Origin of the sequence: Aliiruegeria haliotis (genome assembly GCF_003003255.1) — a bacterium.
Classification (GTDB): domain Bacteria; phylum Pseudomonadota; class Alphaproteobacteria; order Rhodobacterales; family Rhodobacteraceae; genus Tropicimonas; species Tropicimonas haliotis.
Genome location: NZ_PVTD01000003.1, coordinates 269,576 through 285,686 on the forward strand (window position 1 = coordinate 269,576; position 16,111 = coordinate 285,686).

The following is a 16,111-nucleotide window of genomic DNA, read 5'->3' on the forward strand; positions in this document are numbered from 1 at the left end:
ATTCTCCAGATTAGCGTGTGAGTGTGTCGATCACGTTCGATAGCCGCTTGCCCTCACGCTCCGAGAAGGCTTGCCCCAGTTCGTAGGCGCGCTGAACTTCGATCATGCGTGTGATCTCCAGCACCGGGTCGATGTTGGAGGCTTCGACAAACCCCTGCATGACCACCGCATCTTCGACCGGCTCAACCCCGGAAGGTGAGTGAAATGTCGTGCCTTCTCCGCGCTGTAGTTGCAGCGGGTCGGTCGGCCGGACCACGCCGAGCCGGGCGACGGGGCGACCGTCCGCACTTATGGTTCCGTCGGTGGCAATCGATATGGAACGGGCGTCGGGCGGTATGAAGATCGGCGCGCCGCCTTCGTCCAGCACCATGTTCCCGCCGGGCGTCATGAGGTCGCCAGTGTCCCCGGGAAGGAACACACCGGAGCGGGTCAGCAACTCGCCATTGGCGGATTGCAACAGGAAGAAGCCTTCACCTTCGATGGCAACATCGAGACTTCCACCGGTTTGCTCAAGCTGGCCCTGCGTGAGGTCGATCACCCGAGTGTTGGCGGCAGCCATCGAGACACTGCCGGACGCGGCGGGCGTCTGCCTGATGTATTCCGAGAATACTATGCCTTCGCGCCGGAAGCCGCTCGTCGACTGGTTCGCGATGTTGTTGGCGATCGCGCGCATTTCCTGCATGAGACCCGATTGCCGGGACAGGGTGACGTATCCGCTGCTCATGCCCTATCCCCCCGACGCCAGCGGCACGATTCGGCCGGTGAAAAAGGACAGGAGCGTCTGGAGCATGAACCCCATGGACATCCAGAACACGACGACGATGGCCAGCAGTTTCGGCACGAAGGTCAGGGTCATCTCCTGAATCGACGTAAGTGCCTGGAACAGACCCACCGTCACACCGGACAGCAAGGCCGCGGTCAGGATTGGCAGCGAAACGGTCACGGCGACCCACAACCCTTCCCTCAATGTGTCGAAGAAGACGATCTCGTCCATGGCTACACCGGCATCCGGAGGATTTCCTGGTAGGCTTCAACAACCTTGTCGCGGATAGTTGCCGCCGCCTCCACGGCCAGTTCGGTCTGGCTCAGCGCCATGACCAGCGCATGAGGATCCGCCTGCGACACCATTGCGGCGCGCGCGGTGTCCTCCCCTTTCTGGAGCGTTGCCGCGAAGTCCTTTGCAAACTCGGCAGCGGAATCTTCAGTTCGGGATGCGCTCCCGGAGGGCGCAAGGGCCGGCTTGGCCGCAAGGTAGGCACCTTCGGCCTGCGTTGCTCGGATATCCATTCTGGTCTCCTGTTATTTTCTAAGCAATTCGAAGAGGCTGGAGGTCATCTGCCGTGCCTGGTCGAACATTTTAAGGTTCGCCTCGTAGCTTCTCTGGGCCTGGCGAGCGTCCGCGATCTCGATCAGGAGATCGACGTTGGAGCCGTCGAAATGGCCTGTTTCGTCGGCCATCGGATGACTTGGGTCGAAGATCTTCTCACGGTCGGACTGATCGAGGCGCACCGGCCCCGGTTTGACCAGAGAGACACCGTTCCGGTCCGCCATTGCCGTCTCGAACGAAGTCAGCTTGCGACGGTACCCCGGTGTATCGGCGTTCGCTATGTTCTCCGACACATGTCGAAGACGGGTGCCCTGGGCCTTCATTCCGCTCGCGGAAACCGCCATGGTCTTGATCAGATCACTCATCCCGATGCCCTACCCGCGACCGAGACTTGCCCGCAGCACGTTCATCCCGCTGCGATAGACAGAAAGTGCCATGTCATGCTGTTGACGGACCTCTGCGGATTTGACGATCTCGGTCTCTAGCGAGACGGTATTTCCGTTGGGATCCGCCGTATCCGATCGCACAACCATCTCCCGGATGGACGTATCTGTGGCGGCGGCGTGTACGTGCCCGGCCCGGCTCCGGCGCATTCCGTCAGACGCGGCGCCCTGCGCTCCCCAGACGTCCTGAAAACTCTCGACGTCGCGCGCCCGATACCCGGGCGTATCTGCGTGAGCGATATTCCGTGCAACCACGGCTTGCCGACTTGCCGCATGTTGCGACAGGCCCTGGGCCATTCTGAATATCTCCAGTTTTTCAAACATCGGGGCTTCTCCCACCGGCTTCAATCTCGGCTTAACCCCGATTCCTTTAGAAACTGTTTGCGATGATCAGGAGGTCAGCATGAACAGAGGCATCGACGCGCTCGCCAACGACATTCGAAACCTGTCACCGGTTCGTCCCGTTGGACGGGTCGTGCAGGCAAGCCACGGCACGCTCACCGTCGGCGGACTGGCCGGGGATGCGGCCCTTGGCGATCATGTCCGGGTGGAACTGCGCGACGGACGCCTTCGGGGTGAAGTCATCGACATTTCCGCCCAAGGCGCCATCGTGCTGCCGGACGGCTCCGGGGACGGCATCCGGATCGGCGATCCCGTCGTGCTTCAGGGCGCACCGTCGATTGCGCCGGCCAGCCACTGGGTCGGCCGCATCATCGATCCGTTCGGCGCGCCGCTCGATGGCATGGGCCTGTCCCGGGGCGCTACACCGAGGCCGGTCCGCGCCGCGCCACCACGTGCCACCGAACGCGGCCCACTCGGCGCACGGCTGACGACGGGGCTTGCAGTCTTCGACACGATGTTGCCGCTGGTCAGGGGGCAGCGACTGGGTGTCTTTGCCGGCTCGGGCGTCGGTAAATCCACGCTCCTTGCCAACCTGACAAAAGGGGTCGATGCGGATGTGACCGTCATCGCACTCGTCGGGGAGCGGGGACGTGAGGTCCGCGAATTTGTCGAGGAAACCCTCGGGCAGGAAGGGCGCAAAAAGGCCGTCGTCGTGGCCGCGACGTCGGACCAACCGCCGCTCAGCCGCCGGCGGGCGCTTTGGTCCGCCATGAGCGTTGCGGAGTTCTTTCGAGACCAGGGCCAGCATGTCCTGTTTCTGGCGGACTCTGTCACTAGGTTCGCGGAGGCCCATCGCGAAATCGCGCTTGCCGCAGGCGAGACCTCATCGCTGCGTGGCTTCCCCCCTTCGGTGGCACACCAGATCATGACAGTGGCGGAACGGGCCGGTCCCGGCACGGCGCAAAGCGGTGGCGACATCACCGCGATTTTCACCGTCCTCGTGGCCGGGTCGGACATGGAAGAACCGATCGCCGACATCCTGCGCGGTGTGCTTGACGGCCATGTCGTGCTCGACCGACAGATCGCGGAACGGGGCCGATACCCGGCCATCGACCTCCTGCGATCGGTTTCCCGCAGCCTGCCGCGGGCAGCATCAGACCCCGAGAACATGCTGATCAAACTGGCGCGTCAACGGCTTGGCGCATATGACCGCGCAGAACTCATGATCCAATCCGGGCTCTATTCTCCGGGCAGCGACCCCGAGGTGGACGCGGCGATACAGGTCTGGCCGGCACTGGACGCCTTCCTTGCCGAGCCATCCCCCGACGGGCCAGCAGAGGCATTTCGGAAGCTGGCGGGCATCCTCGGACAGCACAGTTGGACCGGATGATGACGCTCTTGGGATCTGGTCCTAGAACGTGAGGTTCATCACCGTCAGCGACACCGGAATGAACAGCAGTGTCATGATGCCACCGGCGCGCACGAAATCCTTCACCCGATAGCCGCCGGGCCCCATGATCAGGGCGTTGACCTGGTGGGTCGGGATCAGGAAAGAGTTCGAGGTTGCGATTGCCACCGTCAGGGCGAACAACCCGGGATCCGCCCCTGCCCCCAGCGCGATATTCACCGCCAGCGGCACCAGCAAGACGGTCGCGCCAACGTTGGACATCACCAGTGTGAAGGCCGTCGCGAGCACAGCCACGCATGTTTGCAAGACCCATGTCGGCATCCCGTCAAGGCCGAGAAGGAACTGGTGGGCGATCCATTCCGCGGTTCCCGTCGTCTGCACCGCCTGCCCGAGAGGGATGAGGCTGGCCAGAAGGAACACCGTGCTCCAGCCGACGGCGTCGTAGGCCTCGTCTATGGAAAGGACCTTGCTGAGAATCATCCCCACCGCGCCGACCAGCAGGCAGAGGGACAGCTGCATATGCGTGAACAGTACCAACCCCAGAGCGAGCAGGAAGAAGGTCACCGCCCAGCCGACCTTTTGCGGGCGCTCAACCTCCCGCGGGTAGTCCTGCGTCACAACGACGAAATCGCGGTCGTTCTCCAGCCGCATAAGTGCGTCCCATGAGGTGTGGCAAACAAGGGTGTCGCCGGCCTCGAATGGAAGCTCGCCGAAATCCTCGGTTTCGCGGGTATAGGCGACACCGCCACGGTACATCACCAGCGGTGACAGCCCATAAACCTTACGCATCCACAGGTCTCTCACGGACTTCCCGATCACGTCCGATCCCGGCGGAATGACCACTTCTGCGATCCCGGCCCGCCCCGGACCGAGGTCCTCGGCGAATTCTGCGAGCACGGGGGATTGCTCCAGTCCGAAGCAATAGATGAACTCCTCCACCGCGTCCGGCTCGGCGATGATGGCAAGACGGGAAGGCGCTTCGATGGCTGTATCGCGCGGCGGCGAGGGATATGTTTTTCCCTGAAATTGCGTGGCTATGATGTGCAGCCGAAGCGCCCGCTGCACATCGTCTATCGTTTCGCCGACCAGCAGGCTGTGCTCCGGCACGATGATCTCGTGAATGGCACCGTCGATCCCGTAGGTCGCGCTCACGTATTCCAGAAGCGACTGGCCCTGAGCACCTGACCGGTCCAGCCGCGAGGTTCCGGAAGGAAGGATGAAGCGGCCCAGTATCCCGAAATACAGCAAGCCCGTCGCCACCAAAGCCAACCCGATGGGAGTCACCGAAAAGAGAGAGAGAAGCTCCATACGAGATTCGGGGGCAAGCGAGGGGTTTATCCCTTCAATCAGGTCATTGAGCAGAATAAGTGGCGAGGAGCCGATGAGGGTCAAGGTGCCACCGAGGATCGCGCAGAAGCCCATCGGCATCAGGACGCGTGACATCGGAATACCCGTCCTCACCGACACACGGGATGCAACCGGAACAAAGAGGGCAGCCGCGCCGACGTTCTGCATGAAGGAGGAGATCACCGCCACCGTCACGGAAATCAGGGCAATGATCCGCGATTCGGTCGCCCCGCCCACGCGGGATATCCAGGCCGCAACCGTCGACATGACGCCTGTCCGGTCTAACCCGGCACCGATGATCATCACCGCGATGATGGAGATCACCGCATTGGACGCGAAGCCGCTGAAAAGCTGGTGAATATCGATGAGCCCTTCGAGGCCGGGAATGGCAGACAGACAGCCCAACAGCACCATAATGAGAATTGCAGCCACATCTACCCGCACCACTTCGGTCACGAAGAGGATCATGGTCAGGCCAAGCAACCCAAGAACCACGGTCATCTCGAAGGTCAGGCCAAGGGCTTCCATGGGCCTCCGCTCCGGGGCAGCCAGCCCCGCGTGTTCACATGCGCAGGCCCTTGATGTGAAACGAAACGTTCGCCAGCGGACCCGTCCCGTGAGGATAGGGAGCGCCGGGGGTCAGGTCTACCGTAAACAGGTTGCCGCAGTCAGTCTGTGCGCTCGTCGCGTGACCCAGCGTCTGCGGCCAGGTCGTTCAAGATCGGGCAATCCGGACGTCCGTCGCCAGCGCATTCCTGTACCAGGTGCGACAGGGTGCGGTGCATTTCCGTCAACTCCGAGATCTTCGCATCGATCCGGGCAAGGTGTTCACGGGCAATCGATTTCACATCCGCGCTCGCCCGGGACTTGTCCTCGTACAGTTCAAGCAGGCCACGGCAATCCTCGATCGTGAAGCCAAGCGACCGCGCACGCCCCAGGAACGCCAACTTGTGCAACTCGGCCTCCCCGAAGCTCCGGTAGCCATTCGCACCCCGGCGCGGCGCAACGAGGCCGATGTCCTCGTAGTAGCGGATGGTCTTGGCCGGCAATCCAGTCCTGCGAGCAACATCACCGATGTTCATGCGGCCAACTCCTGGGGCGACACGTTCTTGAGAATCTTGGCATCGGCTGGCGACCCCGTGGCGACAGCCGGTTTGACATAGCGCAGCCGAAGCGCATTGCTGAGCACGAAGACCGAGGAGAGCGCCATCGCCCCGGCAGCTAGGGCTGGCGACAACTGCATGCCGAAAGCCGGGTAGAGCACGCCTGCCGCGACAGGGATCAGAGCGGTGTTGTAGCCAAAGGCCCAGAACAGGTTTTGACGGATATTCCGCATCGTCCGCTGGGAAATGTCGAAGGCATTGACGACCCCGCGCAGATCGCCTGTCATCAGCACCACGTCCGCACTCTCGATCGCCACGTCGGTTCCGGTTCCGATGGCGATGCCTACATCCGACCGGGCCAGTGCCGGCGCATCGTTGATACCGTCGCCGACAAACGCCACGCCCGATCCGTTTTGCCTCAGCGCATCGATTGCGGCGACCTTTCCGTCCGGAAGAACCTCGGCAATGACATGATCGATGCCGAGGTCACGTGCGATCGCATTCGCCGCCGCGCGACTGTCACCAGAGATCATCGCAACGCTGAGGCCGAGGTCATGCAAGGCAATGACCGCATCGCGCGATCCCTTCTTGATGGGATCCGACACGGCTGCCACGGCGACCGGGTGTCCATCGACGGCAACGAAAACCGTTGTCTTGCCGTCGCCTGCCCAGTCTTTGGCAACGCCCGCAAGCGCATCAAATGAAATGCCGGCCTGCGTCATCATCCGCTCTGCTCCAACCGAAACGGCATGACTGTCCACATCAGCCCGGACCCCGAACCCCGTTTCGGACGCGAACCCCTGCGCCGCCGGCAGATCGCCACCGCCATGGGCGGCGAGGATCGCCCGGGCGACCGGATGCTCGGACCGCGCTTCAACGGCTGCAACCAGACGCAGGACCTCTGCACGATTCCACCCGTCGGCAACGACCATGTCCGTGAGCACTGGTCTGCCCTCGGTTATCGTGCCTGTTTTGTCGAGCGCGACCACGCCCACATCCTGCAACCTCTGAAGGGCATCGCCCTTGCGAAACAGTACCCCCAACTCCGCCGCCCGGCCGGTGCCGACCATGATCGAGGTCGGCGTCGCAAGCCCCATGGCACAGGGGCAGGCGATGATCAGAACCGCGACGCCAGCCACCAGGGCGTGCGTCAGGGCCGGGGTGGGACCAAGTACAAGCCAGGCCAAGACCGTCAGCATCGCGAATCCCAGCACCACCGGAACGAACCACAGCGTGATCCGGTCGACCAATCCCTGGATCGGCAACTTCGCCGCCTGAGCCTGTTCGACCATCCGGATGATCTGGGCGAGAACGGTGTCACGCCCGACTCGCGTGGCGCGGAATGTCAGGGCACCACTGCCGTTCACCGTACCGCTCACAATCGCGTCGCCTTCCGCCTTTTCGACCGGAATGGGTTCGCCCGTCAGCATGCTCTCATCAACGTGGCTGGTGCCCTCAAGCACCTCGCCATCCACCGCGATCCGCTCTCCGGGGCGAACCTGAATGGTGTCGCCGACCAGAATTCGCTCGATCGGAATGTACTCAAAACCATCGTCGCGTTGCACCCGAGCGGTACGAGCCTGCAACCCCATCAGCTTGCGAATCGCATGACCCGTGCGCCCCTTCGCCCGCGCCTCCAGCCACCGGCCGAGAAGGATCAGAACGACGATGACCGCCGCCGCCTCGAAGTAGACCGCACGCGTTCCCTCCGGCAGCCATTCGGGGAAGAACGTCGCCACAACGGAAAATCCATACGCCGCTGTTGTGCCGAGCGCGACGAGGCTGTTCATGTCAGGCGCGCCGCGCAGGAGCGCCGGGAACCCCTTGGCGTAGAAACGGCGGCCGGGTCCGAAAAGGACAAGCGATGTCAGCGCGAACTGCAGATACCAGCTCCACTGGTGGCCAATGGTCTCTGCAATCAGCTTGTGCACCCCAGGCACCATGTGCCCACCCATTTCGAGCAGGAATACCGGCAGCGCCAGGGCACCGGCGACAAGGGTCTGGCGCCGAAGGTCCTCGGCCTCTGCGTCCTTGCGATCCGCCGCTGCCGCCACTCCATACGCGTCCGCGTCCAGTTCGGCAGGAAATCCCGCGCGGGACACGATCTCGGCCAGTTGCTCAGCACCCACCTGCCCCTCCAGATACCGGACATGTGCGGTCTCTCCAGCCAGGTTTGCCGAGGCGTCCAGAACGCCCGGAACGCGGGCAAGGACCCGCTCCACCCGACCGGTACAGGAAGCGCAGTGCATGCCCTGTACCTGCAATGTCACCGCCGCACTCCGAGCCGGATACCCGGCTTGCTCCAGCGACCTGATGACCGTCTCGATCCCGGCCGGAGCCTCGTAGGTCAACCGAACGCTTTCACCAACAAGATTGACAGCGACATCCGACACCCCTTGCAGGCGCGACAAAGTCCGCTCCACGCGACTGGCACAGGATGCACAGGACATTCCATCGATGGACAGGGTAAGCGACGCCATGGGGCTCTCCGGGAACTGCCTTTTCGACGGCAGATATAGACCTTCCACCAACTGGAAGGTCAAGGAGATCCGCCGCACGGATTGTCACGGTTGCATGACGCACAACTCCGCTTGCACACCGGCGAAATTGTCTTGACCTTCCCGCGCAGGAAGCCCCCATCTGTCAAGAAAAGCAGGAGTAGCCGATGCGTTTCAACGTACCCGAGATGAGCTGCGGCCATTGCACGGCCGCCATCGAGACAGCCTTGAAGATGCTGGACGCCAGCGCCGATGTGACCTGCGACCTGGAGGCACGCATCGTGTCCGTCACCACCACACAGCCCCCAGAGGCAATCCGCACAGCGTTGGACGAAGTCGGTTTCGAGGCAACACCCGTCTGACACAGGCCGAAAGTGTACCGGGCGCAATCCGTGCTTTCCCATGTTGAGCCTTGCCAGGGCAACCGATAGACCCGGTTCAAAGGAGTGCCCGCACATGAGCCTGAACACCTTCGGTCACCTGTTCCGTGTCACCACCTGGGGCGAAAGCCACGGTCCCGGACTAGGCGCGACTGTCGATGGGTGCCCGCCGGGCATTCCGATCGAGGCGGAGGCGCTACAGATCTGGCTCGACAAACGCAAGCCGGGCACCAGCCGCTTCACGACCCAACGTCGCGAAGCCGACCAGGTGGAAATCCTGTCCGGCGTCTTCGAGGGCGTCTCGACCGGCACACCGATCCAGTTGATGATCCGCAATACTGACCAGCGGTCGAAGGACTACGGCGAGATCGCGGAGAAGTTCCGCCCCGGCCATGCCGACATAACTTATTGGCAAAAATACGGGATTCGCGACTATCGCGGCGGCGGGCGCTCCTCCGCACGCGAAACGGCCGCGCGTGTTGCCGCTGGTGGCGTTGCGCGGGAGGCACTTGCCAAGCTCGCGCCCGAGCTTTCCATCACTGGCTACATGGTCCAGATGGGAACCCAGACCATCGACCGAAGCCGGTTCGATCTGGCGGAGGTCAAGAACAACGCGTTCTGGATCCCGGACGCCGGCGCGGTCGATGACTGGTCCACTTATCTGGACAGCATCCGGAAATCCGGCTCCTCCGTCGGCGGAATGATCGAACTGCGTGCCTCCGGTGTGCCAGCAGGTCTCGGTGCGCCGATCTATGGCAAACTCGATACCGAGCTTGCCGCCGCAATGATGTCGATCAACGCGGTCAAGGGCGTGGAGATCGGTGAAGGCATGGCCGCCGCGATGCTGACCGGGGAAGCGAATGCCGACGAGATTTCCATGGGGGATGATGGACCTTGCTACAGCTCCAACCACTCCGGTGGAATCCTCGGCGGGATTTCGACCGGGCAGGATGTGGTGGTGCGCTTCGCGGTCAAACCGACGTCATCGATCCTGACACCCCGCAAGACCATATCCAAGTCCGGCGAAAACACGGAGATCGTCACGAAGGGAAGGCACGACCCTTGCGTCGGCATTCGCGCCGTTCCCGTTGGCGAGGCGATGATGGCCTGCGTGTTGCTCGACCACATCCTGATGCACCGGGGTCAGGTTGGCGAGGGTCTGCCCGGCAAGATCGGACCGACCATTTGAGGCAATGGCCGGGGCGTCCCGGCCACCACGGATCAGGCCGAAGCTGCCGTCAGCGCCTTGTCCATAAGTGCCTTGATGGACCCCTTCGACGTGTCTGCCACGATCCGGCCGAGCTCCTTGTCGCCCTTTAGGACCACCAGCGTGGACCGACGCGGGATCTTGAGCGATTTGGCAAGGTCGGATTTGCCATAGGTGTCCCAGTCCACATCGATGAAGGTAATTGCCTGATCATAGGCCGGGTTTTCCGCCTTCAACGCCTGTATGGCACGTTCCTGCGCCTTGCAGGTCGTACACCAGCTTGCCTTGAAATCGAGGAACACCGTCTCGCCGGCCTTCAGCTTTTCGGTCACGAGACCGGGTTTGTAAGCCACCGAGGCAGCCTGAGCACCGGAGGCAAGCGGCACGACAGCCGACGCGACCGCGAGGGTCAGAAAGGAACGACGGTCCATGGGAATCTCCTTGAACTAGAGGGAAACGGATAGGTCCTGAAGCCAGATCGGCATGACATCCAGCGCCCAGGCTTCGACCATGTGGTGAACATTGAAGAGCAGCGCGAGGCCCACGGCCACGAACACGCCGCCAAGTATCGGGCGGCCACGCGTGGCGACCGCCCGCATCCAGGCCTGGCGTTTCTGGATCACCGACCGGGCGCCATAGCCCAGCGCAAGGATGATGGTAGAGACCCCGGCAGCGAAAGCCACCATGATCGCGCCAGCCCAGACGAGGCTCTCCCCGGAAAAGGCAAGCGAGATCGCCGCACCGAGCGTCGGCCCCACGCAGGGGCTCCAGACCGCGCCCAGCAGCAAGCCACCGAAGAACTGACCGGACAACGAGGATCGGTCGATTTCGTCGAACTGAGCGTCGGCTGTACCCGCGAACCCGGCCGTGGCGGTTGCGAAGCTCTCGGAAAACCGCGGAACGAGCAGCACGAGACCAAAGGCAACCATCATCACGGCGGCGACCTTGCCGACCATCTGCTCATCCAGCCCAAGGCTTTGACCGATTGTGGCGAGCCCCAGCCCAAGTACGACGAACGACAGGCTCATGCCCGCCGCGAGCGCCACCGGCCCCCATCTGCTCGCCTGCAGTGCCGTCGCCAGAACGATCGGCAAGACCGGCAACACACATGGGTTGATCAGGGTCAGCAGCCCCGCGCCATATCCAAGTATCAGATCCATACCGCAGAAGTTGCGCAAAATCGGGGAGGTGTCATCACACGAAACCCCGCCGATGTCTCACTTCCGCGTGGGATTTGTGACAGGCTGCCGGGAGAGTTGCACCGCCAGGATGCCGAACATGATGACCACGACGCCGACGACATCCCAGGGGCCGAGGGTTTCGCCCAGCAGGAGCGCGGCAATTGCGACGCCGAAGAACGGGTTCAGAAAGTGAAAGGTCGCGGCCTTGACCGCGCCGATCCGGCGCACCAGCAGAAACCAAACAAGCGTGGCCACCAGCCCGGGCACGATCACCGTGTAGCTGAACGCCGCAACGAGTTGCCAGGTCCAGTCGACCACCCAAACCTCGGTCAGCAGAGACGCCGGGAACAGCACAGCCGATCCGACCAGCATCTGCAACCCGACAATCATCAGGACGTTCCCGCCCGAAGACGCCCCCCTCACAGCCAGCGTCGCAAAGGCGAGCGCCAGAACGCCAATGACGCAGTAAGCGATGCCGAATGGGTCCAGGCCACCCGCCTGCACCCGGCTTCCCATGACAATGGCCACGCCCAGAAATCCGGCAAGCAACCCCACGATACCTGTTGCCGGGATCCGCTCGCCCAGAAACAGAGCGCCTGCCAATGCAACGATCAGTGGCATGGTGGAGGCTATGATCGCGGCGAGCGACGCTTCGACCGTCTGCATCGCGACAAAAAACAACCCGAGATAGAGGGCGTTCTGGCAGATCCCGAAGATCACCGTCATTCGCGCCTGCGACGTGGTAAGTCGCCAGTTCTGGCCGAGGGCGCGGGCGATCCCCACGGCAATCAGACCGGCCAGAAGGAACCGGACCGCGGAAACACCGAGCGGCGGTGCGTGACTGACAATGATCCGCGCGGACGAAAACGCCGAGGACCACATCAGCGCGAAGGCCAACCCCATCAATATCGCACGAACATCCATAGTCTGATCCCGGATTCACCTGCTCCGGGCAGGAGATTTCACACGCAGGCGATGTGGCACCACGGTTCCGGCGAACCCTCGTGTCAACTGCCCGGTCTTTCAATCCCCAAATGACACCGGTCGTGCACCGCCGCGTCATTCGCCCAAAAGGAAAAGGGTCGCCAGTGCTGGCGACCCCTGAAACTCTTACATCTGAAGGAACGCCTATCAGGCGTTCACGGAATCCTTCAGAGCCTTGGCAATCGTCATCTTGACAACCTTGTCCGCATCCTTGTCGATCATCTCGCCGGTGGCAGGATTGCGGACCTGACGGGCCGGACGCTCGCGGCAGAAGATCTTGCCAACGCCGGGTAAGGTCACGGCACCGCCGTTTGCTACTTCGTTGGTGATAATGCCGGTCACGGCATCCAACGCAGCAGTGGCGGTCTTCTTGTCGGTCTCCATCGCATCGGCGATGGCGGCAACAAGCTGCGTCTTGGTCATCGGTTTGGTGGCCATGTATGGTCTCCTCGTTGTTGCCCTTTGTATTGGGGCTTATTCGACTGATTCTACGTCATGTTGGCTCAGCCCACAACTTTTTGTGGGTTTGTGCGCAGGAAAACAAGGGGTTTTGTGCGTTTTCCACAGTCAAAGGAAGGCTGTTTCCTCGAAACTGCGCAATTTCCGCGAATGAAGGCGCTCGAGAGGCATGCCCCGAAGCAGTTCCATGGCACGTATCCCGATCAGCAGGTGACGCGCAACCTGCGTCTTGTAGAACGCGCTGGCCATTCCCGGAAGCTTCAACTCACCATGCAGCGGTTTGTCCGACACACACAGAAGCGTGCCGTAGGGAACGCGGAACCGGAAGCCGTTGGCGGCAATCGTGGCACTTTCCATGTCGAGCGCAATGGCGCGGGACTGGCTGAGCCGCTGCACCGGCCCGGATTGGTCGCGTAGCTCCCAGTTCCGATTATCGACCGTCGCGACCGTCCCGGTGCGCATGATCCGCTTCAGTTCGTAGCCGCCGAGCCGGGTCACCTGCTCCACCGCGTCCTCGAGCGCCACCTGGACCTCCGCCAAAGCTGGGATCGGCACCCAGACCGGCAGGTCGTCGTCCAGCACCTTGTCTTCGCGCAGGTAGGCATGTGCGAGCACAAAATCACCGAGCGCCTGGCTGTTGCGGAGCCCGGCACAATGGCCGACCATCAGCCAGGCATGCGGACGAAGCACCGCGATATGATCCGTCGCGGTCTTTGCATTCGACGGGCCGACGCCGATGTTGACAAGAGTAATCCCCTCGCCGTTCTCCCGCTTGAGGTGGTAGGTCGGCATCTGTGGCAACTTCGCAGGCGGATCAAGGCGCGCGGTTCCCTCCGTGATCTCGACATTCCCCGGCGCGACGAAGGAGGTGTAGCCGCTCTCCGGATCGTCGAGGGCGGCGCGGGCGTAGGCCTCGAACTCCTCGACATAGAACTGGTAGTTGGTGAAGAGAACATGGTTCTGAAAATGGTGTGGGCCTGTCGCGGTGTAGTGACTGAGCCGCGCCAGCGAGTAATCCACCCTCTGCGCCGTGAAAGGCGCCAAGGCCCCCGAGCCATCCGGATGCTCAAATCCGAAGCGGTTGATGATATCGTCGTTGGTTGTCGCCAGATCCGGTACGTCGAACACGTCGCGCAACTGGAACTTTAGGGCGCCTTCCTGCGGAACAGAAAGGCTGGCATCGTTGACGACCGCAAAGTGAACCGGGATTGGCACTTCGGACGGGCCGATCATCACCGGCTGGCCATGGTTTTTCAGCACCAGGTTGATTTGTTGGATGAGGTAGTTCCGGAACAGGTCCGGCCGGGTCACGGTCGTCGAATAGACTCCGGGCTCCGCCACGTGACCAAACGCCAGGCGGCTGTCGGCCTGGGCGTAGCTCGTCGAAACCAGCCGGATCTCTGGATAAAAGGCGCGGTAGCGGTTTACCGGTATGTCGCCTTGAAGCGCTTCGGCGAACTTCTCTGTCAGGAAGCGGGTCGAACTGTCGTAGAGTTCGATCAACCGATCCACGGCTTTCACGGCGTCGTTGTAGAGTGCGCGATCCGGTTGATCCGGTGTCACGACATGGTTCATTCCGTTCATTCAAGAACCCCTTCGATCAGATCGGTCACCTCGAACCTGGTCACATCCACAAGACCCTTGTCGGAAATCCGCAATTCCGGAATCACGACCAGCGCCAGCAAGGAATGCTGCATGTAGGCATTGTTCAACCGACAGCCACTGGCCTCCATCGCCCGCCCGAGCGCCTCCGCCTTGGCCGCCACGGTTTCCGCGTGATCATCCGACATCAATCCCGCGATGGGAAGTTCAACCAAGGCTTTCTCCTCGCCGTCGCGGAACAGGACGACACCGCCGCCGACCTCACCAAGTCTGTTGGCTGCGCGCGCCATGTCCTCTCGCGAGGTGCCGACAACGATCATGTGGTGGCTGTCATGTGCAACCGTCGAGGCCATCGCCATCTGCCCGGAATAGCCAAACCCCTGCACAAAGGCGTTTGTGACCCCGCCGGTGCCACGGTGTCGTTCGACAAGCGCGATCTGGCAGACCTCTCCCGTGCCCTCGACCACACCTTCCTGCACCGGCAGATCCGCCGACAAAGCCTTGGTCGGCGCCTGGTTTTCCACGACACCGATTACCTTCACGCGAACGCCGTTGGCGCCCGATGGCGCGGCGACCTCGAAACTCTCAGCCGACAGAGACGCCCCGAGGTGAACCGTGCTTCGGGCATGGGCAGGCCAGCCAAGGTGCGGGCAGTCGACCTGAATTCGTCCGGCCTCGGCCACGACCTCGCCACGGGCAATCACCAATTCGATCGGCAGGGCCGTCAGGTCGGACGACAGGATGATATCCGCTCGCCGCCCCGGGGCGATCGAGCCAAGTTCCCTTTCCAGCCCGAAATGGCTTGCCGTGTTCACCGTCGCCATCTGCAACGCCACCAATGGATCGCAACCACACTCGATGGCATGGCGAACCACGCGGTTCATATGGCCATCGTTCACAAGGGTCCCGGAGTGGCAATCATCCGTGCAAAGAATGAAGTTCCGTGGGTCCAGCCCCTGTTCCGTCACCGCCGTGATCTGCTTTTCAACGTCATACCATGCACTTCCCAGACGCAGCATTGCCCGCATGCCTTGCCGGACCCTCGCGATTGCGTCGGCATCGCGTGTGCCTTCGTGGTCGTCGGCGGGCCCGCCGGCCGCATAAGCATGAAAATCGGGCCCCAGGTCGGGGGAAGCATAGTGCCCGCCCACGGTCTTGCCGGCCGCCTGGGTCGCGGCGATTTCGGCGAGCATTTTGGCGTCGCCATTGATGACCCCCGGAAAGTTCATCATCTCTCCAAGCCCAACGATCCCCGGCCAGGACATTGCCTCTGCAACGTCATCCGGAGTGATCTCGTATCCGGTGGTCTCCAGCCCGGGGGCCGAAGGCGCACAGGACGGCATCTGGGTAAAGATGTTGACCGGCTGCATCATTGCCTCGTCGTGCATGAGGCGGACGCCCTCCAACCCCAGCACGTTCGCGATCTCATGTGGATCGGTAAACATGGTGGTGGTTCCATGCGGAATGACGGCGCGGGCAAACTCCGCAGGCGTCAACATGCCGGACTCTATATGCATGTGCCCGTCGCAAAGCCCCGGGATCATGTAGCGCCCGTTTGCCTCGATCACACGCGTATCGGCGCCAATGCAGTGGCTGGCATCCGGCCCGACATAGGCGATCCGCCCGTCGGCCACGGCAATGTCGTGCTTCGGCAGCAGTTCGCGGCTGTGGACATTGACCCAGATGCCATCGCGGACAACGAGGTCGGCAGCTTCTCGACCGGCGGCAACCGCCACCAGTTTGGGCGCAGCCTGCGCCCAGGTTTTTAGCTTCTTCTTTTCCATGGGCCACAATTCTCCGTATTTCGGGCCGACGCAAGATGGCGATGGA

Annotated in this window: 17 protein-coding genes; 3 read left to right on the forward strand and 14 right to left on the reverse strand. The window is 62.4% G+C overall.

What is annotated here, in order from left to right:
- Positions 1–10: 10 nt before the first annotated feature.
- From CLV78_RS10530 to CLV78_RS10550, 5 genes are read right to left on the reverse strand one after another with little or no spacing between them, the layout of a single operon-like run.
- Positions 11–724, reverse strand: a complete 714-nt coding sequence (locus CLV78_RS10530; protein ID WP_106204763.1) for a flagellar hook-basal body complex protein — start codon at positions 722–724, stop codon at positions 11–13.
- Positions 725–727: 3 nt separating this feature from the next.
- Entirely contained in the window at positions 728–994 is a 267-nt protein-coding gene (locus CLV78_RS10535) for a flagellar biosynthetic protein FliQ (protein WP_106204764.1), read from the reverse strand.
- Between the two features lie 2 nt (positions 995–996).
- A complete protein-coding gene (fliE, locus tag CLV78_RS10540) occupies positions 997–1,287 on the reverse strand; it encodes a flagellar hook-basal body complex protein FliE (RefSeq protein ID WP_106204765.1) in 291 nt (96 codons plus the stop codon).
- 12 nt (positions 1,288–1,299) lie between these two features.
- Positions 1,300–1,692, reverse strand: coding sequence for a flagellar basal body rod protein FlgC (gene flgC, locus CLV78_RS10545; RefSeq protein WP_106204766.1), 393 nt, complete (start codon positions 1,690–1,692; stop codon positions 1,300–1,302).
- A 9-nt stretch (positions 1,693–1,701) separates the two neighbouring features.
- Positions 1,702–2,094 carry a FlgB family protein gene (locus CLV78_RS10550; RefSeq protein ID WP_211300977.1) on the reverse strand — a complete coding sequence of 131 codons (393 nt, stop codon included), beginning with the start codon at positions 2,092–2,094 and terminating at the stop codon, positions 1,702–1,704.
- 79 nt (positions 2,095–2,173) lie between these two features.
- On the opposite strand from CLV78_RS10550, the gene CLV78_RS10555 reads away from it, so the two are divergent.
- Positions 2,174–3,502, forward strand: a complete 1,329-nt coding sequence (locus CLV78_RS10555) for a FliI/YscN family ATPase (protein ID WP_106204768.1) — start codon at positions 2,174–2,176, stop codon at positions 3,500–3,502.
- Positions 3,503–3,523: 21 nt separating this feature from the next.
- On the opposite strand, the gene CLV78_RS10560 is transcribed toward CLV78_RS10555, so the two are convergent.
- The 3 genes from CLV78_RS10560 to CLV78_RS10570 form a co-directional block, all read right to left on the reverse strand.
- Positions 3,524–5,395, reverse strand: a complete 1,872-nt coding sequence (locus tag CLV78_RS10560; RefSeq protein WP_106204769.1) for an SLC13 family permease — start codon at positions 5,393–5,395, stop codon at positions 3,524–3,526.
- Between the two features lie 140 nt (positions 5,396–5,535).
- The gene (cueR, locus tag CLV78_RS10565; protein WP_106204770.1) at positions 5,536–5,949 is read right to left on the reverse strand and encodes a Cu(I)-responsive transcriptional regulator; all 414 of its coding nucleotides are present in this window, start codon (positions 5,947–5,949) and stop codon (positions 5,536–5,538) included.
- A complete protein-coding gene (locus CLV78_RS10570; protein WP_106204771.1) occupies positions 5,946–8,450 on the reverse strand; it encodes a heavy metal translocating P-type ATPase in 2,505 nt (834 codons plus the stop codon). Before CLV78_RS10570 ends, cueR begins: the two co-directional genes overlap by 4 nt.
- 185 nt (positions 8,451–8,635) lie before the next feature.
- On the opposite strand from CLV78_RS10570, the gene CLV78_RS10575 reads away from it, so the two are divergent.
- Together CLV78_RS10575 and aroC are read left to right on the forward strand one after the other, a co-directional pair.
- Complete coding sequence (locus CLV78_RS10575; RefSeq protein WP_106204772.1) at positions 8,636–8,830, forward strand: heavy-metal-associated domain-containing protein; 195 nt, start codon at positions 8,636–8,638, stop codon at positions 8,828–8,830.
- A 94-nt stretch (positions 8,831–8,924) separates the two neighbouring features.
- Entirely contained in the window at positions 8,925–10,037 is a 1,113-nt protein-coding gene (gene aroC, locus CLV78_RS10580) for a chorismate synthase (RefSeq protein WP_106204773.1), read from the forward strand.
- A 32-nt stretch (positions 10,038–10,069) separates the two neighbouring features.
- Here the strand turns inward: aroC and CLV78_RS10585 are convergent, their stop codons facing one another.
- The 6 genes from CLV78_RS10585 to ade all read right to left on the reverse strand — a co-directional run bounded on the left by CLV78_RS10585 (position 10,070) and on the right by ade (position 16,065).
- Positions 10,070–10,486: a thioredoxin family protein gene (locus CLV78_RS10585; protein ID WP_106204774.1), complete on the reverse strand. Its 417-nt coding sequence runs from the start codon at positions 10,484–10,486 to the stop codon at positions 10,070–10,072.
- A 15-nt stretch (positions 10,487–10,501) separates the two neighbouring features.
- Entirely contained in the window at positions 10,502–11,215 is a 714-nt protein-coding gene (locus CLV78_RS10590; protein ID WP_106204775.1) for a cytochrome c biogenesis CcdA family protein, read from the reverse strand.
- A 57-nt stretch (positions 11,216–11,272) separates the two neighbouring features.
- Positions 11,273–12,160 carry a DMT family transporter gene (locus CLV78_RS10595; protein WP_106204776.1) on the reverse strand — a complete coding sequence of 296 codons (888 nt, stop codon included), beginning with the start codon at positions 12,158–12,160 and terminating at the stop codon, positions 11,273–11,275.
- A 207-nt stretch (positions 12,161–12,367) separates the two neighbouring features.
- Positions 12,368–12,658, reverse strand: coding sequence for an HU family DNA-binding protein (locus tag CLV78_RS10600; protein ID WP_106204777.1), 291 nt, complete (start codon positions 12,656–12,658; stop codon positions 12,368–12,370).
- A gap of 129 nt (positions 12,659–12,787) precedes the next feature.
- Entirely contained in the window at positions 12,788–14,254 is a 1,467-nt protein-coding gene (locus CLV78_RS10605; RefSeq protein WP_106204906.1) for an AMP nucleosidase, read from the reverse strand.
- A gap of 5 nt (positions 14,255–14,259) precedes the next feature.
- Positions 14,260–16,065: an adenine deaminase gene (gene ade / locus CLV78_RS10610; protein ID WP_106204778.1), complete on the reverse strand. Its 1,806-nt coding sequence runs from the start codon at positions 16,063–16,065 to the stop codon at positions 14,260–14,262.
- Positions 16,066–16,111: the final 46 nt, after the last annotated feature.

Coding starts and splice junctions, on each gene's coding strand:
- CLV78_RS10600 (WP_106204777.1), bottom strand. CDS start 12,658: ATGGCCACCAAACCGATGACCAAGACGCAGCTTGTTGCCGCCATCGCC.
- cueR (WP_106204770.1), bottom strand. CDS start 5,949: ATGAACATCGGTGATGTTGCTCGCAGGACTGGATTGCCGGCCAAGACC.
- CLV78_RS10590 (WP_106204775.1), bottom strand. CDS start 11,215: ATGGATCTGATACTTGGATATGGCGCGGGGCTGCTGACCCTGATCAAC.
- CLV78_RS10550 (WP_211300977.1), bottom strand. CDS start 2,094: ATGTTTGAAAAACTGGAGATATTCAGAATGGCCCAGGGCCTGTCGCAA.
- CLV78_RS10535 (WP_106204764.1), bottom strand. CDS start 994: ATGGACGAGATCGTCTTCTTCGACACATTGAGGGAAGGGTTGTGGGTC.
- aroC (WP_106204773.1), top strand. CDS start 8,925: ATGAGCCTGAACACCTTCGGTCACCTGTTCCGTGTCACCACCTGGGGC.
- CLV78_RS10595 (WP_106204776.1), bottom strand. CDS start 12,160: ATGGATGTTCGTGCGATATTGATGGGGTTGGCCTTCGCGCTGATGTGG.
- CLV78_RS10605 (WP_106204906.1), bottom strand. CDS start 14,254: ATGAACCATGTCGTGACACCGGATCAACCGGATCGCGCACTCTACAAC.
- flgC (WP_106204766.1), bottom strand. CDS start 1,692: ATGAGTGATCTGATCAAGACCATGGCGGTTTCCGCGAGCGGAATGAAG.
- CLV78_RS10570 (WP_106204771.1), bottom strand. CDS start 8,450: ATGGCGTCGCTTACCCTGTCCATCGATGGAATGTCCTGTGCATCCTGT.
- CLV78_RS10555 (WP_106204768.1), top strand. CDS start 2,174: ATGAACAGAGGCATCGACGCGCTCGCCAACGACATTCGAAACCTGTCA.
- CLV78_RS10530 (WP_106204763.1), bottom strand. CDS start 724: ATGAGCAGCGGATACGTCACCCTGTCCCGGCAATCGGGTCTCATGCAG.
- fliE (WP_106204765.1), bottom strand. CDS start 1,287: ATGGATATCCGAGCAACGCAGGCCGAAGGTGCCTACCTTGCGGCCAAG.
- CLV78_RS10560 (WP_106204769.1), bottom strand. CDS start 5,395: ATGGAAGCCCTTGGCCTGACCTTCGAGATGACCGTGGTTCTTGGGTTG.
- ade (WP_106204778.1), bottom strand. CDS start 16,065: ATGGAAAAGAAGAAGCTAAAAACCTGGGCGCAGGCTGCGCCCAAACTG.
- CLV78_RS10575 (WP_106204772.1), top strand. CDS start 8,636: ATGCGTTTCAACGTACCCGAGATGAGCTGCGGCCATTGCACGGCCGCC.
- CLV78_RS10585 (WP_106204774.1), bottom strand. CDS start 10,486: ATGGACCGTCGTTCCTTTCTGACCCTCGCGGTCGCGTCGGCTGTCGTG.